Raw genomic sequence first — 22691 nt, forward strand, 5'->3', positions numbered from 1 at the left:
AATAAACTAGACACCCACCCTAATTTTTGCAGTATGGCGAACTAAGTACTAGGCTTTCATCAGTGTGAAAACAAGCAGGGGGTCTTATGGCAATCGCAAGAAAGCGTCAAGTAAGTTTGGTTGATACAAAGTATTACCACTGTATCTCGCGTTGTGTTCGGCGTGCATTTTTATGCGGTGAAGACCATTTTACGGGTCAATCTTACGAGCACCGCAGAGGGTGGGTTGAAGACAAACTGCTTGAGTTAGCTAAGATATTTTGTATTGACGTCTGTGCTTATGCTGTTATGAGTAACCACACGCATTTAGTCCTGTATGTTGATGATAAAAAAGCGAATAGGCTAAATGATAAAGCGATTGTTATTCGCTGGCACAAGCTGTGCAAAGGCACATTGTTAACGCAAAAGTACATACAGGGTGAAAGGCTAAGTAAAGTTGAGCTTATCTTTTTTAATCAAACAGTAATGGAATATCGAGAGCGCTTATCAAGTATTAGTTGGTTTATGCGATTATTAAATGAAAGCATAGCCCGCAGAGCAAATAAAGAAGATAACTGCACTGGCAGGTTTTGGGAGGGACGATTTAGTTCACAAGCATTATTGGATGAAGCTGCATTGGCGGCCTGCATGGCGTATGTAGATTTAAACCCCATTAGGGCCAAAATGGCTTACACCCCAGAAGAATCTGACCATACCAGCGCTCAACTACGCTTAACATGCGCAAAAGAAGGCAAGCAACCGAAAAAATTGCTCCGCTTTGCAGGCATGCCACGTCAAATCATGCCAAAAGGGCTACCGTTTGAGCTTAAATCGTACCTTGAACTTGTTGAGTTAACAGGGCGTTGTATACGAGAAGACAAACGAGGGTATATTGAAAGTACACACTTACCCTTACTCGAAAGAGTCAATATTTCCTCTGAAAACTGGTTAAAACTCACCACACAATTTACACGCGTATTTCACGGCGCAGTAGGCAGGCCGACCTCACAAGCAAGTTATTGTGAAAACTTAAGCAGAAAACGGCGAGCTAATATAAGTAATTGTGAAAAGCTATTAGCATAAACCTTAAATTACTCAGTAGAAAAGTTAAAACTGCATCATGCAGTCATTTTCATGCGTGTAATTTAGGTTTAAGAGTGATGATTGCAGATTTACTGGATGAAATAAAAGTAACGTAGTCGTAAAACATTAATTATTGACCTAAAAAAGTAAATCTAGGCACAGCTTTACCACTCTAAATTAGAGTGGCTGTCTGGTTTAGTTGGTTTGTAAGCCCGAATTCAGGTTCCAAGTGCACCAAACCTTAAACCACTAATTAATAAAGACTTCTTCAGCTGTCTGATAATTTAGTATTTTCCTTGGGCGAGTATTAATTTTCATTACAACCTCTTGGAGTTGTTCATTAGTTATAGTTGAGAAATCAGTTTTCTTTGGGAAATAACGCCTGATCAGACCGTTTGTATGTTCATTTGTTCCTCGTTGCCACGAACAATAAGGATCAGCAAAGTAAATAATAAAATCTAGTTCTTCTTCCAAGGCTTTAAATTTCGAAAATTCTTTTCCATTATCCAAGGTCAGAGTTAACTGTTTATGCTCTGGAATCTCTTTAAACATCTCTACTGTAGCCGTATTGAATGACTCAGCTTGCTTAGTCTCTATTTTTTGCGCGATTAAATATCGAGAGCTACGGTCAACATGGGTTACAAAAAAACCAGAGCCCTTTTTGCCTTCAATTAAATCACCTTCCCAGTCACCTATTCGGCTTCTGTCTTCGACTATTTTTGGTCGTTCGCTAATACTTACTCTATTCTTAATTTGCCCACGTAAATCGCCATATTTACGTTGTTTACGTCTTTTTTTATGCCTCTTCGCTAAGTCTTTGTATAGCTCTCCACCTGCTTTAAAATCCTTAATCACCCATTGATAGATTGTTTCATGGCTGACATGCATTAATTCATCTGACGGGTTATCCTTCTTAAGCCGACCTGCTATAGCATCTGGAGACCATCCCATTACTATCTTACTCAGCACAAGCTCGTACAGTGCCTTATTGTTTCTTTTTCTTGCATGCCTAGCGACCTTCCTTCTTGCCATCGCTTTTTCGTGCGCTGCCTCATCGAAATAATCATAGTAGGGTGGCTTATTTCGCTTAACTTCACGCATGATAGTTGTATGGTGTCGATTTAATAGTTTACCAATGGATCGGCAGCTTTCGCCACTGTTGAATCGATAGTAGATAGCTTTTCGTTCGAAACTGTTAAGATGTTCGTAAGGCATTCTGAATTCCCTCGATAATGAGTTTGGTCGCACTTACTACATTAGCAAATACTTCAGAATGTCATATTTATTGGTGGGTTATGGTCAATGGTGCACTTGCATAATGAATTCGGGAAGTAGGCACAATCGCGAGTTACCACCAAAAACACGTGAAGACTGGGGTAAATCAAACGAAACCGCTAAGAAAAATAGAGAGCTCGGACAACAAAATGAAAAAGCAGCTCGTGAAGCGTTATCAAAGCATAAAGGAGAGTCGCTAGTTGATAATAACAATGCAGTAGCTAGTGGCGGCAAAGTACAACAACGCAGTGGTAACTCTTTAGATTATAAAACTCGCCCAGATAGTTTGGGCGATACCATTGTGCACGAACACAAACATTTTACGGCTGAAAACAGTAACCCGGTTGTTTATAATACAAAACAGTTAGAAGAACAACGTGATGCATTCCCTGACAAAGATCATGTACTGACAATATCGTCAGATTTACCTATAAGAAATGCAGACCCTTTAAATGAATACGAAACATGTGGTCAACCGCCTTGTCGACCGTCGTTAGGAATTAATAGAAAGAGCGAAGTGTTGTATTTTGATAATGATAAGAACACTATTACTCATGAATGGGATACAGAGGTAGAGTGTTGGTATCCAATATAATTATTAGGAGATATTGTGGATTTTAAACCGTTTAAAGTTCAAGTTGAAATGTTGGGCACAAACCCGCTTAACGATGAAGCTTTATTTACCGAGCTATTAGATGTAATAGAAAGTTTTCCTGAGTTTGCGCCCCAATTTTGGAGCTTAGAAGAGCGTGGTAAGCTACCTTATAATCGTGATGATATTTTAAAAAAAATCAAAGCGGTAGAGCTTGGTAGTTATGCGCATATTTATTTAAAACGCAATAAAGCAGTAAAGTACTTTGGAAGTATTGATGTAGCACCAAGGCAAAACATTTTTTTTGAGTTTGATCCAAAACTGAACAGTAAGCATTATCCTGCTTTGTTCGAGTTTGCGGACCGATTAGTGCAAGTATTTAAGCCTGATGTTGCTTCGGTACATATTGACACACCTGTTTACCCTAGACCATTTGAGTCATCAGAGCACAAAAATTCAAGAATAGTGAGCAGTGCTGCTTCACTAGCACCCGTCGATTATTTTAAGGTCGGCCCCAAAGGGTTAGCAATGCGCACTTATTTAGGCCCGCATTACGTGAAGCAGTTTGGCCAAGAGTTGTTACTGAGCACACCAAAAACGCAAACAGAGCTTCAATCTTGGGGCGGTATTCGCCTTGACTTATCAGAAGCGCCTTGGGAGCTAACAGAACAAGCGCTTATAGAGCATTGGCAAACAGCCATGGCATATCTACGCCCTGTTAAAGTTTTTGCTGATTTGGACGTTTATCAAAATAGGAAATTCAAATATACAAAGGCAGAAAACTGCACTATTGGTGGGTTAAATTATGTCTAAAGAGGGTGTCTTAGCGCAGTTGGATGATTCACGCTCACAAGATAATGTTAAGGGAATAGATATTTCAGGGCTTGATTTAACGCAATGCGATATTAGTGAAACCTCGACTGAAATGCTCAAAGGTGAACGCGTTATATTACGTGGTGGTATTTTAGATTTAGCTTACTTTTTAGATGCCGACTTTACTGCCGCTAACCTTGAAGGGGCAAGCTGCAATCAAACGGCGTTTTTTGATTGTATTTTATATCAGGTTATTAGCCCCAATGCAGATTTTAGCTACGCCAAGTTATCAGCGAGCAGTTGTAACGAAGCTAACTTCTCCTCTTGTGAATTTGACTACGCAAACCTGTGGGCTTCAACGTTTGTTGGCAGTAATTTAAGTGATGCGACAATGTCTTATGTAGAGGCTGCTGATGCCTGTTTTGATGACGCGAATTTAACGAATGCCGACTTATCAAACGGAAATTTCACAGGAACCGTGTTTAGAAAGTCCAACCTTACAGGTGCTGACTTAAGCCATGGTAATTTTACAGATTGTGATTTTACCGGTGCTATTTTAACTGATGTATGCTGGGATGGCGCTATTTTAAAGAATGCTAAATTTGATATAGGTACTCAGCCTAATAAATAGTATGGAAATACCTATTTTAATTGGTAGGCAATAGAAAAAAGTTATCCATTTTTATTAAAGCCGTGGGAACAGGTTTTGCTTGTTGAATGCTATAAAGCACGGAAACAAATAATACAATTGAAATAATGGTGTGATGCTCCACACTTAAAGCATTTTTAATATGGAGGTTTTAAATCAAAATGTTTGGTTTAATAAAAAAACACAGTGTACACATGTGCTCTGAAGTTAAAGGGGTTATTACTTTAAACGGTAATCCAGTTGAGGGTGCTTTAATTAATCGCAGCCTTAAATTTGCACATAAAATTGAAAAAGAAGATCAGGTTATTACAGCTTCCGATGGCACGTTTTCTATGCCAGAGGTTGTTGTTGAGTCAAAAATACCCGGTGATATGTTTTCCCATGAGGTTACTTATCAACTTATTACTGCAATTCATGACGGTGAAGAATATGAGCTTTGGAATTGTGAGCTACGAGGTATTGACGAGCCGAATGAGTATAAACAAAAACTAAGCAGTTTAAACGCTGACTTAGTATCACCTAACGTAGATTTTATATTTCCTAATCATGCTAATGAAAATTTAGATTTTTATGGCTCGACTATTTGTAGATGGGAAAATGACTTTGAAATCTACGAAACTGAAGACGACGATACGGATTACTTTAAAGATTTTAAATAATAAAAGGATTTTACATGAAAATTTTATCCCCTAGCATAGCGGCACAATTGGCTAACTTCGCGTATAAAAGCATTGATGTTTCAGCGGTTGGCGATCAGTCAAAAAAAATAAAGTCAAATCCAATCATTAGTAAGCATTTTGCATTTGATTCAAAAACATCAACACTAACTGGTGTAAGTGGCACTGTAGCAGAGCATGTATTGAACCAATCTACTGGTTTTGGCTTTTTTGGTGTGGGCAAAAGCACTGGTAACTATGCGGGCGAGATTGTTATAGCAATACGGGGTACTGCAGGGCTTGCAGATGCGTTAACAGATTTGCACTGCGGTGTTACCGTTGGCCCAAACTGGACTCCAGTGCATTCTGGATTTAACCGTACTTTTGAAACTATTAAACCGCAACTCGCAGCAATATTGAGTAAGGCAGGAGGGCGCCCAGTTCACTGTGTCGGTCATAGTCTTGGGGGAGCTTTAGCAACGTTAGTAGCCAATTGGATAAAAGCTCAATATAAAGTGCCTGTAAAACTTTACACTTTTGGGTCTCCAAGGGTGGGGCTAAACCCTTTTGCAATTAAAACCGAAACAAGATTAGATGGTATTTATCGAGCTGTTCATCGCAGCGATCCCGTGCCTATGGTTCCAGTTTGGCCGTTTGTACATGCAGGAAGCGAATATAGGCTAAGTACATGTGTTTCATTGGTAGGAGCTGCTCACAAAATGGCTGGTAATGCGCCAGGTTATATTAATACTGCATCTGGTTACCCTGATTATAAAAGTATGCAGAAAGGCTCGATATCTAACTTAACAATGACACGTCTAAAGTATAATAACCGCCATCATGCTTCTTTTAATGCACATTGGTCTGAAAAGATCACAAGTGCTCTCATTACTTTATTACGTGAAAGCGGTAAGTTAGCAAGTATTATGGGGCAAATTGGTACATCAGGTGTTTTAACCATTTATGACTTATTAGCTAGATCAATTGTCGAAATTTCACAAATGTCAACTAAGTTTGCTGAAGACAGTAAAGGGTTAATTGGGCACATACTAAACTTTGTAGGAAAGCCATTTGTTGCCGTTGATATTACTTACGCGGGGGTAAAAAAGCTTTAACTTGGATGCTAGAAAAACTTAAAAAACTAGTAATTGCTGCGATTAAAGTTTCACCGCATTTAGGTCTTAGCTAGTAATTTTTAAATTAAGGCTTGGTTAGTTACTGAGCCTATTTTCGTAAAAGTGGTTAGCCATTAGTATTTAGATAAGTGTTAAGCTGCCCTCTAAACACTCAAACATAAGGAAATACAATGAATAAAATAAACACGGATGTAAACTACAGAACAATGGCGGGTAATGCGCGATTAGTTATGCTTGGCGAATCGAGCCATAGTGCTGCTGGCTATAAATATGAGGCTATAAAAGCGATTAGGCAGTTAAAGGCTGCGGGCTTTACACATTTTGCTATAGAAATGCTGCCTAGCTCGATGCAGGAAAAAATAGAATTTTATCAACGAACAGGTAAAGGCTTTAATTTAATACAGCAATATTTTGATAAATATTGGACACATGGTGATTTTACTCCTCAAGCCTATGGTGAGCTGGTAAAGGCGGCACGCAATGCAGGAATGAAGATTGTTGCATTGGATGTTTCTGTAGAAACGATGGAAGTAATGGATAGTGTATGCCCATCGACAAAAGCCGTGACTGGGGAATGTTTTGATGCGCATACGTTTAGAAACGATCTTTGGGCTTACAATTTAGCTACAATCCTCAAGAGATCTAAGCAGAATAAAATTGTTGCTTTTATGAGTCGATGGCACGCAGTTAAGAATTTAAAGTATCAAATAGGTATTGATTCTTTAATTAAAGAGCACGGTATTCAAAATGTTCGTTTTATTGATTTTATTGGTGGCTTATCTTGTTACAGCGACAGGCCATGTAGGGGGATGTCTAGCCAACAAGAGGCCTTGAAAGAACAATACTTCTACAAAGAGGGCTTTCCGTATGAAAGTACGGTTAAATCATTTCAAGTTCATCTACCAGAAAAGCGTATTAATAATGATGGATCATTCCAATGGTAAAAGCACTAGTCACACTTGTGTTAGCAATTAGTTTTTTTACTTCTATGGATACTAAAGCATCTATGTTTCCGAATATCGATATTAATGATCCGAACTTAACCGTTGAAATTGCAGCTAAGCAATGCGAAAAAAGCTATATGCATGCACCTAACAAATTAAAAGAATGGTGTGAAAAAGCTTACGAAATGGGGCACTTAGAGTCCTTGTATTATATTGGTATGTATACTGGGGATGGTTCTCGTTATTTAGATGAATTAAATACTCGAATTGAACAAGGTGACGCTAATGCTATTAACACATTAGCTTGGTTATACCAAAGCGGCCGTTTAGTTAAAAAAGATTTAAGTGAAGCTGCACGCTTATACAAGCTTTATTTAGCTCAAGAAAATAATCAAGCAATTACACTTAAAACTTCTACACATTTTGAGTTAGCCACAATTTATAGAAAGCTGGGTATGTGGGATAAAGTAATAACTCATACTCAATATGTAATTGATAATGCAAAAAGAGAGGGTCGTAGGGAACTTGCACAAAGATGGCGAGATGAGGCTGAAACATCTTTGAAAGAAAGTAATTTGTGAGTTTTTCACTTGGAAGTCATGTGACAAAGTATTTATTAATTAGTGCACTGTTTACTTTTAGCTTAATTAGTAATGCCGCTGGCCCTCGATGGGATAATTCAATAGATATAAATGCTCCAGATTTGACTGTATCAGCTGCCGCAGAGCAGTGCCATAAAAGCTTAATTAACGCGCCTGAGTATCTCGAGGAGTGGTGTGAAAAAGCTTATGAAATGGGATACTGGAAGGCATTGGTTACACTAAGCCTTCATAATGGAGATGGAACTCGATTATTAGAGGAAGCCAAAAAGCGGGTTGCGGCAAAAGAGCCAAAAGCTTATTCAACTTTAGCTTGGTTATATGGCAGTGGTATGTTTGTGGAGCAAGATATTAATTATGCTATTTCCCTTTACAAAGAGTTTTTAGCATTAGATGCAGAATTGCCAAATCCGTTAGTTGCGGCTGCGCGCTTTAAGTTGGCAAACTTATATAAATCGCAGCAGAATTGGCTTGCAGTAAATGAGCATGCAAAATATGTTATTGACCACAGCCCTTTAGCTTATGATAAAGAACGAGCTGTTGATTTGTTAGAGTTAGCTAAAAAAGAAATTTTGATTAAAAATAAATCATTGAATAAAAACTGATACACAAAGGAGCTATAAACGCCAAAATGAAGGCGTTTTAGAATTATTATGGAACAACAACACCAACAAACACTAACTAACCTTGTATACGCTATTTACGAGGACCCAACCAAAATTGAAGAGCATCGTGTGCTTATTCAACCATTATTGAGCGATTTAGTCGCAAGTAGCCCTGCGGGCTTATTAAAGCTTAAAACCTATTTGCAAAAGATAAACCTTTAGTTTTTATATTAAAAAGTTAAATAAAACTTTAAGGCATACCAAATATCACCTTTAAGAGCACTATTAAATATGCTCAAGTGAGGATAGTTGATCAAGCTGTATGGGTTTTAATATGGTAGTAATGTTTTTAATCTTGGCTAAAGTTTAAACGAAAGTTTTTCGTGATTTTGTAGGGCTATTAGGAGTAAGGGAAAGTTTATGGAATTAAGTGTTCTAGCAATGATTATGCTGGTAATTCAGCCAGTGTTTGTTTATTTGTATATAAAAAGTGTTGTAAGACCAAGTATTTTTATAGCAGCTACGGTTGCGATGAGTGTTTTTTATACTAATGATTTTATGCACGCTTTATTGGTTTTTGGTGGAATTAATTTAGTAGGTGTTCTTTTTGTAAAATTAGCAGAACGTAAAGGGTATACTAAGTTTTCTCCTAGCTATTTTTTTTCAGGGGTAATTTGCTGGTTTATTATTTTTGGAATAATTAGTTTTATTTCTTCACTTATCAGCTTGCCTTCTTTGGACAATGTAAGTGAGTCATTTGATGCCTTTTTATCGTTACCAGAGCCTGTAGCGTGGCCAATCATTACATTTTTTTCGGCAAGTCTTGTTGTTTTGTTTGTAAATGCAACAATTCTACTTTCGCTTAAAAATACATCGATTGCTTTTAAGGTGCTCGTTGTTTACGCAGTAATCAGTCCTCTGCTCCCTCTATTTAGTAATTATTTTTGGCTAAGTCAGATAGTTACATTTTTAGCTGTAATAAATGTACTCGGAACTTGCGAAAAGTATTTTTTTAGAACTAAAATTGAAAACGATCAAGCGATAGCTTTGGCATATGCTGGCTCCCTTTTACTCTCATGCGTGATTTATTTAATAAGTGCTTTTTTTAATTTATATTAATTAACCAGAGTTCAGGTTACTTACATTTTTTTACATAGTTACAATAAAAAGTGTATACAATTTAGCTAATATTTTGTTTAGGATGAACTATGAAAGCACTTATTGCACTTTTGTCTTTTTATTGCCTTTCTGGCTGTACAGTTGCTGGCGCTATTATTGACGGACAAGCACAATCTCAGGCGCGTAATGATAAAAATAGTATTAGCCCGGCGCAGTCAACGCCTTATAAAAACCCACTAGAGCCAGTACCTACAGATAAAAACGGATTTAACTTTACTGATATGGGGTTAAAGATAGATTCTGCTCTTGTTAGCCTAGTTAAAGGGGAAAGCACTACAACACAAGTATGTAGGCAGGTCACTAAAAGTCTAAAAGAGTGTGTAGAGGTAGAAAAGTCATCCCTACACACCAATGAGTCTAAGCAGTTAAAAACGGATGATGAAATAATAAGTGTTGGTCAATAAAGCTGCTTATAAAAAAGTAGCTCTGATCGTAGCCTGCGTGCATTTCAAATGTAAGCGGGTAGCCTTTATTATCAGCAATAGCGACTAAGTTTTCAGGCTTAAGTTGCTCTTGTAAAAAGCCATCAGCATCACCTTGACTCACTAACATGGGTAAGTAATGAGCTTGCTCTGCGTTTTTCATTAGCTCGCAGCTATCATATTGCGTCCAAAGCGCTTTCTCATTTCCTAAATAACCAGTAAATGCTTTCACACCTCAAGGGCATTCAATCGGATTAATAAATTACAGCACCTAAAAATTACCGTGACACCCATCCTAATTCTGATGGGATTATAGCATTAGCCTTTGCATATGAGTCGCTGGCACTCACAAAGATCTTTATTTGATATATAAAAAATTAGGCAACTCGGAAAAGGCTGCAGAGCATAAGCGTTATTTAGATGAAAGTAACTATGTTGCAATTAGAAAAGCGATGTTTAAAAAGCATGCAAAGGAAGCTGGAATATCGCTAGATGATTATAATTAAATGATCAGCATTTAATTAAGTTATTTACCATTTTTCTTGGACTAATTAAATCTACAAAGATCAACAGCCCCTAGGTTGAAGCGCATATGAAGTAAAATAATTAGGATGGACTCATCCTAACTATTACAAAAACCACGAATTACATCATAACTATGAGAGCAGTTTAAAGTGCAGTACTGAATAGCTCAAGTATATTAATATCTAAAAACAATAGGCCATGTTACTAAAGTATTTAGCGTTAAGATAATTATTAGAAAGGCAAAATATTAAAAAATAGACGAGAGACTTAAGCTATTGACTTTGGTTGTTTTATTTGAAAATTACTGTTAATTTAGTTTCAAATTTACGAGTAGTGCTTTTGGATTGGCAAATGGATTTTATATGCAAAAATAAATATACACTATATGGAGTTGCTGCAATATTACTGTGGAGCTGCTTAGTGGCATTACTACGAGATATTTCTGAGTTGTTTAGCCCCATTGGTGGTGCTGCGGCTATGTATTCTGTCAGTGCGATATTTTTAATTTTGGTTATGGGAGTGCCCAAGTTTAGTGGATTTTCAAAACGCTACTTGGTCGTAGGTACTTTATTATTTGTGTCGTACGAAATTTGCTTGGCGCTTTCAATTGGTATGGCAAATAGTCGTCATCAGGCAATGGAAATGGCGGTTATTAATTATTTGTGGCCTACGCTGACTATATTGCTCTCTATTATCATTGGTCGTAAAAAAGTGAGTTACTGGGTTTATCCAAGCATGATTATTGCTTTTTTAGGCGTTGCTTGGTGTATTACGGGCGATCAAGAAATGTCGGTCGATACGCTTGTTACTAACTTTGCTGATAATCCTGCTACTTATTTAATGGCATTAGCTGCAGCGTTTATATGGGCTATTTATTGTGTGGTAACGCAAACGCTGAGTAATGGTAAAAATGCCATTACATTATTTTTTACTGTTACGGCAATGAGTTTGTGGGCGCAATATGCTTTTAGTAATGAATCACAGTTAACTTTTTCACTCAACTCAAGCATGACATTATTATTAGCGGGTGTAGTCGTGGGGAGCGGTTATGCACTGTGGAATCAAGCTATTATTGGCGGTAACTTAATGCTGCTTGGCACGCTTTCGTACTTTACACCGGTGTTTTCTACTATTATTTCAGCGCTATATTTATCTATTACGCTGAGCGCTTCGTTTTGGCAAGGGGTTGTACTGGTAACCGTTGGCTCGCTAATTTGCTATTTTGTAACGCGAGAAAAGCCACAAAGGTTAAGTGCTAAAATTTAGAGTCGCTGATAGGGGGAGCTTAAAGTTATGTTTTAGGTAAACATAAAATAAGATTTCCGATTAAATAATGTCGCGCACTTGTTGTTTAAATGACTTGCCAATTTTAACTGACACGCCTGATGCTAGTTGAACGCTTTCATTACTTAACGCGACCACTTTGTGTTTGTTAATAACGTAAGATTTGTGGACTTGAATAAATGAAGTATCAAGCTCTTGCAATATGTATTTGAGAGTACTGCTTGCAAGTAATGCTTTTTCACCTTGCCATACTTTTACATAATTTCCATAAGCCTCAAACATGTCTATATCGCTTAATTGAATTTTATGTTTTTCACGATCGATTTTAAGTGTGATAGTCAGAGGTGCCTTGGAATTTAGCGTTATGTGTTTTCTTTTTTGCCGTACTTTATTGAGTGCTTGTTCAAGGCGTTGCGCAGAGACTGGTTTTAGTAGGTAGTCAGTTACGTCAAGTTCAAAACCGGCTAAAGCATATTCTTGATACGCACTAATAATAATCACTTGTGGTCGATTCGCGAGCACTTTTAGTAATGCAATGCCCGATAGTTCGGGCATGTTTATGTCTAAAAATAACAAATCAATAGATGATGTGGCTAAAGCACATAATGCATCTTTAGCGTTAAGGTATTGTCCGCTTATATTAATGTCTTTATGTGCACTTAAATGATGCAGTATAACGTCATGCGCGAGCGGCTCGTCATCAACAATTATTGTGTTTAGCATGCAGCCAGCTCCAATTTAAGTGTGGTTTGCCAAAGGTTTTTATTTTCATTAATAATTAATGTGTGCTTATTTGGATATAAAAGAGTCAGCCTACGGCGTAAATTGTTAAGTCCCACCCCATGCTCTGAATTGTTATTAGGTAGAATAGGGTTAGAGGAAAATAGCGTTAGTATGTTATCGGCCATGGTGATTTTAAATACAACCGTTACTTTTTGTGACGTGGGCTCTACACCATGCTTTATCGCGTTTTCTAAAATCATTATTAACAGTAGTGGCGAAATTAAATAGTGTTGTTGATATTCATGCCATTGCATATCAAAGTTGCAGCGCTCAGCGCTTCGTAAACGCTGTAATGCAATAAAAACTTTTAAGTAATTAATTTCTTTTTCTAAACTCACCTGTGCTTTTTGGCCTTCGTAAACACTGTAACGCAGTAAATTAGCTAATTGCATAACAAGATCAGGTGCATTATCTGATTTTTTTAATGTCAGAGCATAGAGGTTAGGTTGTTTAATGTATTAAATAAAAAATGAGGGTTAATTTGCTGTTGAAGTACATTTAACCATTCTATTTTTGATGGCAATTGTGCTTGCCATTATTGCGTGTGTATTTTTGTGTGTATTTAATTTGTGTCGTTCGCAGCTTATTGCGGGTTTGCTAATTGCTGTTATTTTACTGATCAAATTTACACCGATAATGACTTACTTTGGTCTCACGCATACATTGTGGAGTGTTGGTTGGACGCCTTTGCAGGCACCGGATAACTTTTGGGGTTATCGCGCAAGTATCAGTAGTTATTGGCCTTATATATCAGTTTGGTTAGTGGCGTGTATAAGTTTAGTTATAATTACGGGGATTTTTAATCACCGAGGTGCCGGGTTGAGCCAAAGAGTAATGGGGGTTAAACATTTTTGGTTACTTATACCTTTACTTATCACTGTGGCACTATTTACTCAATTACATTTAAGACTGGTTGAGGAGAAGCCTTTAACCAACTCGCATAAACGCGAGGCATTTAAAGCACAATACGAAAAAGCATTCTCACAATGGCGCAATGTAACACAGCCAAACATTGTGCACATTGATGCTAATGTAGACTTTTATCCGCATCAGCAGCAAGCTCATTTTTCCTTAATATATACCTTAAAAAACACCCATCAAGCCCCTATTAAAGAGATATTGGTTGGGCGATCAGGTTTTTATACATGGGCTGATATTGAAATTGATGGCGCGCAAAGGGCTAAAAGCTTTCCATTACTTAATCAAGCTGTGTTTAAGTTTGAGAATGAAATACAGCCAGGAGAAATACGTAAGCTAGTTACTCGGTTTGATGTTCATCAAGCTAAGCTTTGGCCAGTGAGAGGCCATCAGGTAATAACTCCTGAATTTAGCTATATACGATCAGTGCCTTTATTGCCGACTGTTGGCTATCAAGAGAATTATGAATTAACCGATCCTATACTTCGTCAGCAACACGCACTTAAAGTAAAGCAGGCTATTAGACCCACGAAGCTATTTGCTAAAACGGCGAAAAAAAGTACTCATTACCAGTGGCTTACTATGTCAAGTAAAGTGAGTACAACAAGAGGTTACCAGGTTATAACCCAAGGAGAGGAAATATCACGTACCAGCAAAGATGACCGAGCAGTATTTCATTTTGAGACTCGTACACCCATAAATGCAATCCCAGCTTGGGTGACGGTGCCTTATTCACCTGTTACCAAGCAGCAAAACGGCGTGATGTTAAACGTGTTTGCCAAAGAAAAAAGCGAGCCAGCACGAGCTGAGTCTATAGCTGTAAACCTTAGCGCAATGGGCGACACAATAAAATGGCTTAATAATATAAGCCCATATAGAGCAAAACAATTGAGCTTAATAGGCTCGCCTAAATTTGGTGGAACAGGTTATGCCCTGCCGCAACTTATACTTATTGAAGACAGTGTTGGCTTTAGAGCAAAGCCAAGTGTTAATGCAGGCTTTGATCAACGTTATCGCCGTGCAGTTCACGAAACTGCGCATCAATGGTTTGGCCATGATATTGGTAATGGTAATGGAGTATTTTCAGATAGTGCTTTTTTAGTGGAGTCTATGGCAAAGTACATTGAGCTTGTTGTTATAGAGCAGCGTTATGGGAAAGCGACCATGCAAGCGCTGGTTGAGTATGAAACAACACGCTACGAGCAAAGTATGTTGATGAACATAAAGGAGCGATCAGCCTTAGTTGATGCTACACAAAGCTTTGATCAATATTCGCGAGCAACCATTGTTTTTGCTAAGCTACGCGCTGCGATTGGGGATAAACCTATTATTAATGCGCTCAAGTGGGTTTGGAAAAATCATGCTTATTCAAACAATCCCGCTAATTCTATGGATTTTATACGAGCATTAAAACATGAAGCCGGAAAAGAACAAGAAAGCTTAATAAATACACTGTTTTTAGAGTAATTTAAAGTTTATAAGAAAAGTGACAGCCCTTTAAGTAGGGCTTTTCATTTAAGTTTATTTTCCATTATTTACCTGTGCTAGTAACTCTATAACTTTTTGTTGACCAAAGGTTTGTGCAAATTGCTCGGCTGTTTGACCGGCTTTGTTTTGATGCGCATTGTCGCAATCAAGTGATACGAGTGTTTTAGCGATACTAAATTCACCTCTAAAAATAGCGGCCATTAGCGCTGTGTTGCCTCGGTTATCTTCTAAACAGGCATTAGCGCCTAACTGCAAAAGCGTATTAACCGACTTTTTATTACCGTGATAAGTGGCAATCATTAACGCGGTATAGCCTTTATTGTTGTAGCTGTCGATAGGAATACCGGCATCTACAAATTGCTCTATTACGTCGATGTCGTTGGTGCGTGCTGCAGCAAAGTAATAAGCAAATAAGCTTTGGTATTGAGCTTGTACAGAGTGTTGGTTTTTAGTTTGTGTACTCGTTATTTGTATATCTGGTGTATTTTGAGCGTAGACGTTACTGGTAAAGCTTAGCAGTAGGGCGACTATAATTAATAAATTACGCATAACCATTGCCTTGTATAAAAAGAGGAAGGGATTTCCCCTTCCTCATGGTTGTGGTTTAAATAGCTATTTAGTTGGGACTAATTGCTTTTAACTAGTTGCTTATAAGTTAGCTGCAAGTTGTTTAACCATTTTAATATCGCCTTTTACAGCTTTAGTTAAGCGTGTACCGTACTCACTATCAGCTTTGTAAAAGTGGCTAAGCATTTTGTGTTTAACTTTGCTGTTTTGCACTTTTCCTAAATCGCCAGCTAGGTTATTTACTAAGTTTGTACGTTCTTGTTTGCTAAAGCCACGATACAAAACACCCGCTTGCGCGAAGTTTTGCTGCTTTTTAATCGCCGCTTGTTGTACAAAGCCTTTAAGCTCTGTTTGGCTTCTACGTGCAATTGGGTTTTCAGCTACGTCTTCGTGGCTTGGTTGGTAATTCACATTGCTTGTTGTGCTGCCAATATTCATTGCGCCGTCTTGGTTGTAGTTAACCACGTCAACTTTTGCACGGTTAATTGGCAGTTGCTGGTGGTTAGCACCTAAGCGGTACATTTGAGTATCTGAGTACGAAAACACACGACCTTGTAATAAACGATCTTCAGATGGCTCAATACCTGGAATTACATTTGCCGGTGCCATTGCTACTTGTTCCGTCGATTGGAAGAAGTTAGTTGGCATACGGTTTAAGGTCATTGTGCCTACTTTGGTTTCTTTAATATCTAACCACATTTTGGTTGCATCTAATGGGTTGTAATCAAAGTCATCAAGCTGCGATGGGTCAAGCGTTTTAATGTACAGATCCCATTTTGGGAAGTTACCTTTACCAATTTCGCTGTATAGGTCGCGTGTTAAGTGTTGGAAGTCTTGGCTTTGCACTTTAGCTACTTCTTTTGCGTCAAGGTTATCAATACCTTGCTGGCTTACCCAATGAAACTTAACGTATTTAACATCACCCGATTTATTAATCATTTTGTATGCATGTACACCCCAACCGTCCATTTTACGAAGACTTGCTGGTGTACCGTAGTCGCTGTAAACCCACGTTAACATGTGAGTAGAACCTGGTTCATACGAGAAAAAATCAAAAAAACGATTAGGATCTTGAATGTTATCAACCGGAGATGGTTTTAAAGAGTGAACCATGTCTGGGAATTTAATCGCATCACGAATAAAGAATACCGGCAGGTTATTACCCACTAGATCCCAGTTACCTTGGTCGGTATAAAACTTAGTCGCAAAGCCACGTGGGTCGCGCAGTGTTTCTGGGCTGCCTTTTGAGTGAATTACCGATGAAAAGCGAACAAACACCTCTGTTTCTTTGCCTGCTTGTACAAAAGGGGCTGCAATTGTTAAATCATTTAGTTCTTTTGAAGCAACAAACACACCATGTGCACCCGTACCGCGAGCATGTACTACACGCTCAGGAATACGCTCACGTGCAAAGCGTTGTAGTTTTTGAATTAGTTGTACGTCTTCTAACAATACACTGCCGCGCTCGCCAGCAGTCATTGAATTTTGGTTGTCGCCAACAGCCGCGCCGTTGTCTTTAGTCAGTGTTGTCGCTGCACTTGCTGGTAGTGCTATTGCAAGTGCTAATGCACTAAGCGTTAATTTAGTTTTATTTGTTTTGTTTATTTGAGTGTTCATTGTCGACCTCATCTATTTTAAAAGTGCCAGCAGTGGTGCAGGCTGTTTAACTGTTAATGAGTGTATTAACTTTATTAACTTCGGTAAAACTGATTAATTAGATTGATGTGATTTGTAAAATGGATGAAATAAATTTCCAATGTGTTTTTAAGCCTTTGTATCTACGACCTTAGTCGATATGCATTTTTATAAAGTTGATTTAATACAGTGATTTTTAGTTTTAGCTAATCATATTTTCATTCCCTTGGTGCGTTTTATACTTACAGTGTGTTGACATATCCGCGCAATAAAGGGAGTATGCTCAGTAGTTGGGCTTATGCTCAGTGCTGGGTGTCACAAAAAGCTGAATAACATTAATCGCAGTTAACTCGTTATACTTAGATTAGCTAAACCAAACAGTTTTAATAAGGTGACAAGATGAGTACCAACATTGAGCTAGTGATCTTTGATTGTGATGGCGTTGTTATTGATAGCGAAATTTTAAGCGCACAAGTACTCATTAATATGCTTGTTGAAAAGGGCGTTGAGATTGACCGTGCTTATGTACAGCAACACTTTTTAGGCTGCAACTTTAAAATAGTAAGCCAAAAAATAGCGGATGCATTTAATGTCACTCTTTCTGAAAGCTTTGAAGGTGACTACCGCGAAGTACTGTTAAACGAATTTGAAACAGTGCTAACCACGACCGACGGTATAAAAGACGTACTTAACAATTTAGCTGTGCCTATTTGTATAGCTACTAGCAGCAGCCCAGCACGCACCGCAAAAGCGTTGAGTGTAGTGAGTTTAAGTAAGTACTTTAGCGATACGGTTTTTACCAGCTGCGAAGTTAAGCGTGGCAAGCCCGCACCCGATTTATTTTTACATGCAGCTAAACACATGGGTGTAAAGCCGGAGCATTGCTTAGTGATTGAAGACAGTAAAGCCGGCGTAAATGCAGGCATTGACGCTAACATGCAAGTGCTGCATTACAGCGGTGGGCAACATATGCAAGGCTCTGTTAATCATGTGCGCAGTGCTTACCCAAATGTTGATCATTTAACGCATTGGCAAGATTTTTTTAGTGCATACCCTGCACTTAAAAAGCAGTAAACACGCCGCTTTTTAAAAACACAAGGTTTTAAACGCGATTTGCTCGCCTTACTCACTGACAGGCAAGCAAACGCAAAATATAAATGGTTTTGCTTTACTAAAAATAAAACAAAACACGGCAAAACATCATGCGTTTATAAGCCAAATTATAAAAGGCAAAGTATGTAGGTACTATACCAATCTGCTTGAATATGGGGTTTATTTAACTCGTTAAATTATTCAAATAGTTATGCAGATTGGTATCAAATACTTTGCTGTTAACAATAGGAAATACCATGGCAACGAGTCCACACACACACACATTTAAAGATGTAAACGAAGAGCAACTTCCTGTTGCTAATAACAAGCTTCACGGCTGGAAGCATTTTGCAGGCTTATACGCTGGCGAACATGTTGCGGCTACTGAATTTGTTATTGGTGCAACGTTTGTTGCATTAGGCGCTTCAACCATCGACATTCTACTGGGTTTATTAATAGGTAACCTGTTAGCAATGTGTTCTTGGTGGCTAATTACTGCACCCATTGCAGTAGAAACCCGCTTAAGTTTATATAACTACTTAAACAAAATTGCTGGTAACTCAATGACCAAGCTCTATAACTGGGCTAACGTGGTTATTTTTAGTGTGATATCGGCTGCGATGATCACGGTATCCTCCACTGCCGTGCGGTTTTTGTTTGATATACCTGCGCAACTTGATTGGTATCCAAATAGCTTTTGGTTTGTGGCCATTGTTTTAGCTGTAGGCTCCATTGTTGTATTTGTTGCTATGTATGGCTTTTCTACGGTTGCTGACTTTTCGAAACTGTGCGCGCCGTGGCTATTTGTTATATTTATTGCAGGTTCGTTCGCGTTATTCCCTGAGCTTTCAAATCACGTATTAGGTTCTACCTCTTTAACTAGCTTTAGCGACTTTATGACCATAGGCGACTCCTCCATATGGACGGGCACCAATGCCGATGGTGAAAAAGGCATTGGCCTCTTAGAAGTGATTGGCTTTGCATGGGCTGCTAACTCAATTACTCACTTTGGTTTAATCGACATGGCTATTTTTAGATTTGCTAAACGCAAAAGCTATGGCTTGTTTTCTGGCGTGGGCATGTTTTTTGGTCATTATTTAGCGTGGATCTCTGCCGGTATTATGGGCGCAGGTGTTGCGGTATTACTTAAAACAACTATTTCATCACTTGATCCGGGCGATGTTGCATACCATGCATTAGGTTGGACTGGCTTTGTTATTGTAATAATTGCCGGTTGGACTACTGCTAACGCAAACCTTTACCGTGCAGGCCTTGCAGCACAATCTATATTTGTTAATCAATCACGTGAACGCACCACCGCTATTGTGGGTGTTGTAACCGTAATTATTGCGTGTTTCCCATTTGTATTTTCACAAATGCTTCCGCTACTTACCTACGCCGGTTTATTAGTTGTACCAGTAGGCGGCATTGTGTTTGCTGAACATGTGTTATTTCCTAAAATTGGTTTAACACGTTACTGGGCTAAATATAAAAATATTACCCGCAGCGTGCCTGCTATTGCCTCATGGGCGCTTGCACTTGTGTTCGGTTTTGGCTTAAACGCAATTGATGTAATGTCGTTTTACTACTTGTTTATCCCTACGTGGATTTTCACAATCGTTATTTACACGCTTTTAGCTAAAAAATACGGCGCCGGTGATGATTACACACAAGAGATTGAAGCCCAAGAGCAAGAGCAACGTGACATTAAAGAATATCAAGCAGCTGAGGCTAAAGACATTCCAAAGCCAATCATTGATAGCTCTGTATTTACCAAAGTACTTAATGCAGTTTCTACGGTTTCACTGGTTATTATTTTTATATTTGCCAGCCAAGTGATGTTTTTCAGTGAAACTATGAATATTTACAGCGCTAATAAATCGCAGTTCGAAATAGCCTGTTTTATTTGTACTGTTATTTATTTTGTTACTGCGTACTGGTCGTTAAAACGCCATAAAGTACTCAATACAGCATCGTAATTTATATTTTATCTTTGTTTAGTAAGGTCGCATCATGACGCAACAACAACACACTGACGCTCTAGTTACAGGGCTAAACCAACAAAGCTTGGCGCAATTACCAAGCCATGTTGATACACCAACCTACGACCGTAGCGCAGTTAAAGCCGGTATTGTACATATTGGTGTGGGTGGCTTTCATCGCGCCCATCAAGCCGTTTATATTAATGAGCTTTTAAAAACGCCAGGTTCTGAGCAGTGGGGCATATGTGGTGTTGGCCTTTTAGAAGGTAACCGTGGTCTGCGTGATGTTTTAAAGCAGCAAGATTACCTTTATACGCTTACTGTTAGACACCCAGACGGTACAATAGATAACAAAGTAATTGGCTCAATGATCGACTTTTTGTTTGCTCCAGAGGACAAGCAAGCGGTAATTAATAAGTTAGCCCACAGCGATACTAAAATTGTGTCGCTTACTATTACCGAAGGCGGCTACAACTTTAACCCTGCAACGGGCGAGTTTGACACCAGCAATCCAGATATTATTAACGACATTAATAACCCGAATGACCCAATTACAGCGTTTGGTTACCTTACTGCTGCGTTAAAACTGCGTAAAGAGCAAGGCCTGGGCGCGTTTACAGTGCAATCGTGCGATAACATTCAGCACAACGGTAACGTAACACGCAAAATGCTTTTAGCCTTTGCTACAGAGCAAGACAAAAACCTAAGTGAGTGGATTGAGCAAAACGTATCGTTTCCAAATGCGATGGTTGACCGTATTACACCAGTATCAAAAAAGAGTGATATTGATTACGTGGTTGATGCATATGGTGTTAGCGACGAGTGGCCAATTACTTGTGAGTCGTTTACACAATGGGTAATAGAGGACACATTTAGTGGCTCTCGTCCAAATTGGGACGTTGTTGGTGCACAGTTTGTTACTGATGTAACGCCTTATGAAACCATGAAAATACGTTTACTTAATGCAGGGCATTCGGTGCTTGGTTTATTAGGTTCAATCCATGGCTATGGCACTATTGACGAAACGGTATCTGATGCATTGTTTGCCACATACCTGCGTGTTTTTATGGATAAAGAAGTAACGCCAAATCTTGAACCACTTGAAGGCATTGACCTTGAAAGCTACAAGGATACGTTAATAGAGCGTTTTGCTAATCCTAATATTAAAGACAGCCTAGCGCGTATTTGCAGTGAAAGCTCAGCTAAACTGCCTAAGTTTTTAATTGCCACAATTAACGAAAACCTAGTACAAGGTCGAGATGTGTCACTGGCAACGCTTGTTATTGCTACTTGGTGTTTATACAGCGATAAAGGTTTAAGTGAAAACGGCAAGCAACTTGAAATTCAAGATGCGATGCACAAAGAGCTTAATTCTTACGCGCAAGAGACTCTAACTAGCCCGACTGCATTTTTAAAGTTAACGAGCTTGTTTGGTAAGCTTGAGCATAACGAGACGTTTACTGCTGAATATAAAAAGTCGATTGCTGCGTTGTATGCACCTAATAGTAAAATTAAAGCCATTATGCAGGCTGTACTTGATCAAAAGAGTAACTAATTATGAGCATTTTAATTAATCATAAATCAGGCGAAAACGTAAGTGTTAGCTGTTTTGGCGAAGTGCTGTGGGATTGTTTTGATTCAGGTAAACGCTTAGGTGGCGCGCCACTTAATATGTGTGTGCGTATTAACTCACTAGGCATTAAAGCCGATATGATCAGCGCTGTTGGTAACGACGAGTTAGGCGCTGAGCTACTCGGTGAAATTACTAGCAAAGGCGTAAGCTGCGAATACATTGCTATCAATAGTGATAAAAAAACTAGCACGGTTGAGGTAACACTCGACAGCAAAGGTTCTGCAAGTTACGAAATAGTGACAGACACTGCGTGGGATAATATAGCGCTTACAGATGAGTTACTTAGTAAAGTTAAAAGTAGCGATGTATTTGTATTTGGCAGCCTAATTGGGCGAAGTGAAGCGTCTTTGGCAACATTAAACCAACTAGTTGATGTAGCAAACTTTAAAGTATTTGACGTAAATCTACGTGCACCGTATTACAAGCTAGAAACACTGGTAGATTTAATGAATAAAGCAGACTTTATTAAATTAAACGATGAAGAGTTATACGAAATAGCAAAAGCGATGGGTTGTAAGTTTCATTCGCTCGAACAAAACTTAGCGTTTATAGCACAGCAAACAAATACCGATTACTTATGTGTAACCAAAGGTAGTCACGGTGCTTTATTAACAATCAAAGGCGAGAATTTTTATAATTCAGGTTATTTAATTAGCGTAATTGACACTGTTGGCGCAGGGGATTCATTTTTAGGTTCGTTAATTTATCAGCTTTGTAGCAATGACGACGCGCAATATGCCGTTGACTTTGCATGTGCCGTTGGCGCTATGGTTGCCGAAAATTCTGGTGCAACACCCACTTTAACGCATCAACAAATTAGTGAGTTTATGAACCCACTTTAAAAAAATTGTGT

General features: G+C 38.6%; 25 protein-coding genes and 1 pseudogene. 19 read left to right on the top strand and 7 right to left on the bottom strand.

The annotated features are described in order from the left end of the window. Nucleotides 1-86: 86 nt before the first annotated feature. Complete coding sequence (locus tag PALI_RS17705; RefSeq protein ID WP_193156896.1) at nucleotides 87-1061, top strand: transposase; 975 nt, start codon at nucleotides 87-89, stop codon at nucleotides 1059-1061. Nucleotides 1062-1310: 249 nt separating this feature from the next. Here PALI_RS17705 and PALI_RS17710 read toward each other — a convergent pair whose 3' ends face one another. Further along, a complete protein-coding gene (locus tag PALI_RS17710) occupies nucleotides 1311-2276 on the bottom strand; it encodes an IS30 family transposase (protein ID WP_193154360.1) in 966 nt (321 codons plus the stop codon). A gap of 103 nt (nucleotides 2277-2379) precedes the next feature. Between PALI_RS17710 and PALI_RS17715 the strand changes: the two genes are divergently transcribed. From PALI_RS17715 to PALI_RS17765, 11 genes are all read left to right on the top strand, one after another. Next, entirely contained in the window at nucleotides 2380-2931 is a 552-nt protein-coding gene (locus PALI_RS17715) for a hypothetical protein (RefSeq protein WP_193156897.1), read from the top strand. Nucleotides 2932-2946: 15 nt separating this feature from the next. Continuing rightward, nucleotides 2947-3741, top strand: a complete 795-nt coding sequence (locus tag PALI_RS17720) for a hypothetical protein (RefSeq protein WP_193156898.1) — start codon at nucleotides 2947-2949, stop codon at nucleotides 3739-3741. Next, entirely contained in the window at nucleotides 3734-4372 is a 639-nt protein-coding gene (locus PALI_RS17725) for a pentapeptide repeat-containing protein (RefSeq protein WP_193156899.1), read from the top strand. Before PALI_RS17720 ends, PALI_RS17725 begins: the two co-directional genes overlap by 8 nt. A 179-nt stretch (nucleotides 4373-4551) precedes the next feature. Further along, entirely contained in the window at nucleotides 4552-5049 is a 498-nt protein-coding gene (locus PALI_RS17730; RefSeq protein WP_193156900.1) for a DUF6795 domain-containing protein, read from the top strand. 14 nt (nucleotides 5050-5063) lie between these two features. Then, nucleotides 5064-6161, top strand: coding sequence for a lipase family protein (locus PALI_RS17735; protein ID WP_193156901.1), 1098 nt, complete (start codon nucleotides 5064-5066; stop codon nucleotides 6159-6161). A 191-nt stretch (nucleotides 6162-6352) separates the two neighbouring features. Next, entirely contained in the window at nucleotides 6353-7126 is a 774-nt protein-coding gene (locus PALI_RS17740; RefSeq protein WP_193156902.1) for a ChaN family lipoprotein, read from the top strand. Then, complete coding sequence (locus tag PALI_RS17745) at nucleotides 7120-7707, top strand: SEL1-like repeat protein (RefSeq protein ID WP_193156903.1); 588 nt, start codon at nucleotides 7120-7122, stop codon at nucleotides 7705-7707. Before PALI_RS17740 ends, PALI_RS17745 begins: the two co-directional genes overlap by 7 nt. A gap of 20 nt (nucleotides 7708-7727) precedes the next feature. Beyond that, nucleotides 7728-8330: a hypothetical protein gene (locus PALI_RS17750; protein ID WP_193156904.1), complete on the top strand. Its 603-nt coding sequence runs from the start codon at nucleotides 7728-7730 to the stop codon at nucleotides 8328-8330. 48 nt (nucleotides 8331-8378) lie between these two features. After that, nucleotides 8379-8552, top strand: coding sequence for a hypothetical protein (locus PALI_RS17755; RefSeq protein WP_193156906.1), 174 nt, complete (start codon nucleotides 8379-8381; stop codon nucleotides 8550-8552). Nucleotides 8553-8750: 198 nt separating this feature from the next. Continuing rightward, nucleotides 8751-9449 (top strand): hypothetical protein, encoded by a 699-nt coding sequence (locus tag PALI_RS17760; protein ID WP_182703193.1) that lies wholly within the window; start codon nucleotides 8751-8753, stop codon nucleotides 9447-9449. 89 nt (nucleotides 9450-9538) lie between these two features. Continuing rightward, on the top strand, nucleotides 9539-9913 hold the full coding sequence (locus PALI_RS17765; RefSeq protein ID WP_193156908.1) for a hypothetical protein: 375 nt from the start codon (nucleotides 9539-9541) through the stop codon (nucleotides 9911-9913). Here PALI_RS17765 and PALI_RS17770 read toward each other — a convergent pair. Beyond that, a pseudogene (locus tag PALI_RS17770) lies at nucleotides 9867-10190 on the bottom strand (alpha/beta hydrolase-fold protein); the annotation flags it as partial. The gene PALI_RS17765 and the pseudogene PALI_RS17770 overlap by 47 nt on opposite strands. 103 nt (nucleotides 10191-10293) lie before the next feature. Between PALI_RS17770 and PALI_RS17775 the strand changes: the two are divergent. Together PALI_RS17775 and yddG are read left to right on the top strand one after the other, a co-directional pair. Beyond that, complete coding sequence (locus PALI_RS17775) at nucleotides 10294-10437, top strand: hypothetical protein (RefSeq protein WP_193156910.1); 144 nt, start codon at nucleotides 10294-10296, stop codon at nucleotides 10435-10437. Nucleotides 10438-10807: 370 nt separating this feature from the next. After that, on the top strand, nucleotides 10808-11722 hold the full coding sequence (gene yddG, locus PALI_RS17780) for an aromatic amino acid DMT transporter YddG (RefSeq protein WP_193156912.1): 915 nt from the start codon (nucleotides 10808-10810) through the stop codon (nucleotides 11720-11722). Between the two features lie 60 nt (nucleotides 11723-11782). On the opposite strand, the gene PALI_RS17785 is transcribed toward yddG, so the two are convergent. Genes PALI_RS17785 through PALI_RS20370 form a run of 3 tightly spaced genes read right to left on the bottom strand, consistent with a single transcriptional unit; the run spans nucleotide 11783 to nucleotide 13046 of the window. Beyond that, the gene (locus tag PALI_RS17785; protein WP_193156913.1) at nucleotides 11783-12463 is read right to left on the bottom strand and encodes a LytR/AlgR family response regulator transcription factor; all 681 of its coding nucleotides are present in this window, start codon (nucleotides 12461-12463) and stop codon (nucleotides 11783-11785) included. After that, nucleotides 12457-12915 carry a sensor histidine kinase gene (locus PALI_RS17790; protein ID WP_404935940.1) on the bottom strand — a complete coding sequence of 153 codons (459 nt, stop codon included), beginning with the start codon at nucleotides 12913-12915 and terminating at the stop codon, nucleotides 12457-12459. The genes PALI_RS17785 and PALI_RS17790 overlap by 7 nt, the downstream gene beginning before the upstream one ends. Before the next feature lie 35 nt (nucleotides 12916-12950). Continuing rightward, nucleotides 12951-13046, bottom strand: a complete 96-nt coding sequence (locus PALI_RS20370; protein ID WP_193156914.1) for a histidine kinase — start codon at nucleotides 13044-13046, stop codon at nucleotides 12951-12953. 2 nt (nucleotides 13047-13048) lie between these two features. On the opposite strand from PALI_RS20370, the gene PALI_RS17800 reads away from it, so the two are divergent. After that, nucleotides 13049-14908 (top strand): M1 family aminopeptidase, encoded by a 1860-nt coding sequence (locus tag PALI_RS17800; RefSeq protein WP_193156915.1) that lies wholly within the window; start codon nucleotides 13049-13051, stop codon nucleotides 14906-14908. 54 nt (nucleotides 14909-14962) lie between these two features. Here PALI_RS17800 and PALI_RS17805 read toward each other — a convergent pair whose 3' ends face one another. Together PALI_RS17805 and PALI_RS17810 are read right to left on the bottom strand one after the other, a co-directional pair. Continuing rightward, the gene (locus PALI_RS17805) at nucleotides 14963-15478 is read right to left on the bottom strand and encodes an ankyrin repeat domain-containing protein (RefSeq protein WP_193156916.1); all 516 of its coding nucleotides are present in this window, start codon (nucleotides 15476-15478) and stop codon (nucleotides 14963-14965) included. 99 nt (nucleotides 15479-15577) lie between these two features. Continuing rightward, a complete protein-coding gene (locus PALI_RS17810; protein WP_193156917.1) occupies nucleotides 15578-17113 on the bottom strand; it encodes a catalase in 1536 nt (511 codons plus the stop codon). A gap of 417 nt (nucleotides 17114-17530) precedes the next feature. Here PALI_RS17810 and PALI_RS17815 point away from each other — a divergent pair, with 417 nt between their 5' ends. From PALI_RS17815 to PALI_RS17830, 4 genes are all read left to right on the top strand, one after another. Further along, nucleotides 17531-18205, top strand: a complete 675-nt coding sequence (locus PALI_RS17815; protein WP_193156918.1) for an HAD family hydrolase — start codon at nucleotides 17531-17533, stop codon at nucleotides 18203-18205. Nucleotides 18206-18480: 275 nt separating this feature from the next. Next, nucleotides 18481-20202, top strand: a complete 1722-nt coding sequence (locus PALI_RS17820) for a purine-cytosine permease family protein (protein ID WP_193156919.1) — start codon at nucleotides 18481-18483, stop codon at nucleotides 20200-20202. Between the two features lie 34 nt (nucleotides 20203-20236). Further along, complete coding sequence (locus PALI_RS17825) at nucleotides 20237-21760, top strand: mannitol dehydrogenase family protein (RefSeq protein WP_193156921.1); 1524 nt, start codon at nucleotides 20237-20239, stop codon at nucleotides 21758-21760. Between the two features lie 2 nt (nucleotides 21761-21762). Then, nucleotides 21763-22680: a carbohydrate kinase family protein gene (locus PALI_RS17830; RefSeq protein ID WP_193156923.1), complete on the top strand. Its 918-nt coding sequence runs from the start codon at nucleotides 21763-21765 to the stop codon at nucleotides 22678-22680. The last annotated feature ends 11 nt before the right edge of the window (nucleotides 22681-22691 follow it).

The organism is Pseudoalteromonas aliena SW19 (assembly GCF_014905615.1).
Lineage (GTDB): Bacteria > Pseudomonadota > Gammaproteobacteria > Enterobacterales > Alteromonadaceae > Pseudoalteromonas > Pseudoalteromonas aliena.

Coding starts and splice junctions, on each gene's coding strand:
- PALI_RS17705 (WP_193156896.1), top strand. CDS start 87: ATGGCAATCGCAAGAAAGCGTCAAGTAAGTTTGGTTGATACAAAGTAT.
- PALI_RS17710 (WP_193154360.1), bottom strand. CDS start 2,276: ATGCCTTACGAACATCTTAACAGTTTCGAACGAAAAGCTATCTACTAT.
- PALI_RS17715 (WP_193156897.1), top strand. CDS start 2,380: ATGAATTCGGGAAGTAGGCACAATCGCGAGTTACCACCAAAAACACGT.
- PALI_RS17725 (WP_193156899.1), top strand. CDS start 3,734: ATGTCTAAAGAGGGTGTCTTAGCGCAGTTGGATGATTCACGCTCACAA.
- PALI_RS17730 (WP_193156900.1), top strand. CDS start 4,552: ATGTTTGGTTTAATAAAAAAACACAGTGTACACATGTGCTCTGAAGTT.
- PALI_RS17735 (WP_193156901.1), top strand. CDS start 5,064: ATGAAAATTTTATCCCCTAGCATAGCGGCACAATTGGCTAACTTCGCG.
- PALI_RS17740 (WP_193156902.1), top strand. CDS start 6,353: ATGAATAAAATAAACACGGATGTAAACTACAGAACAATGGCGGGTAAT.
- PALI_RS17745 (WP_193156903.1), top strand. CDS start 7,120: ATGGTAAAAGCACTAGTCACACTTGTGTTAGCAATTAGTTTTTTTACT.
- PALI_RS17755 (WP_193156906.1), top strand. CDS start 8,379: ATGGAACAACAACACCAACAAACACTAACTAACCTTGTATACGCTATT.
- PALI_RS17760 (WP_182703193.1), top strand. CDS start 8,751: ATGGAATTAAGTGTTCTAGCAATGATTATGCTGGTAATTCAGCCAGTG.
- PALI_RS17765 (WP_193156908.1), top strand. CDS start 9,539: ATGAAAGCACTTATTGCACTTTTGTCTTTTTATTGCCTTTCTGGCTGT.
- yddG (WP_193156912.1), top strand. CDS start 10,808: ATGGATTTTATATGCAAAAATAAATATACACTATATGGAGTTGCTGCA.
- PALI_RS17785 (WP_193156913.1), bottom strand. CDS start 12,463: ATGCTAAACACAATAATTGTTGATGACGAGCCGCTCGCGCATGACGTT.
- PALI_RS17790 (WP_404935940.1), bottom strand. CDS start 12,915: ATGCAATTAGCTAATTTACTGCGTTACAGTGTTTACGAAGGCCAAAAA.
- PALI_RS17805 (WP_193156916.1), bottom strand. CDS start 15,478: ATGCGTAATTTATTAATTATAGTCGCCCTACTGCTAAGCTTTACCAGT.
- PALI_RS17810 (WP_193156917.1), bottom strand. CDS start 17,113: ATGAACACTCAAATAAACAAAACAAATAAAACTAAATTAACGCTTAGT.
- PALI_RS17815 (WP_193156918.1), top strand. CDS start 17,531: ATGAGTACCAACATTGAGCTAGTGATCTTTGATTGTGATGGCGTTGTT.
- PALI_RS17820 (WP_193156919.1), top strand. CDS start 18,481: ATGGCAACGAGTCCACACACACACACATTTAAAGATGTAAACGAAGAG.
- PALI_RS17825 (WP_193156921.1), top strand. CDS start 20,237: ATGACGCAACAACAACACACTGACGCTCTAGTTACAGGGCTAAACCAA.
- PALI_RS17830 (WP_193156923.1), top strand. CDS start 21,763: ATGAGCATTTTAATTAATCATAAATCAGGCGAAAACGTAAGTGTTAGC.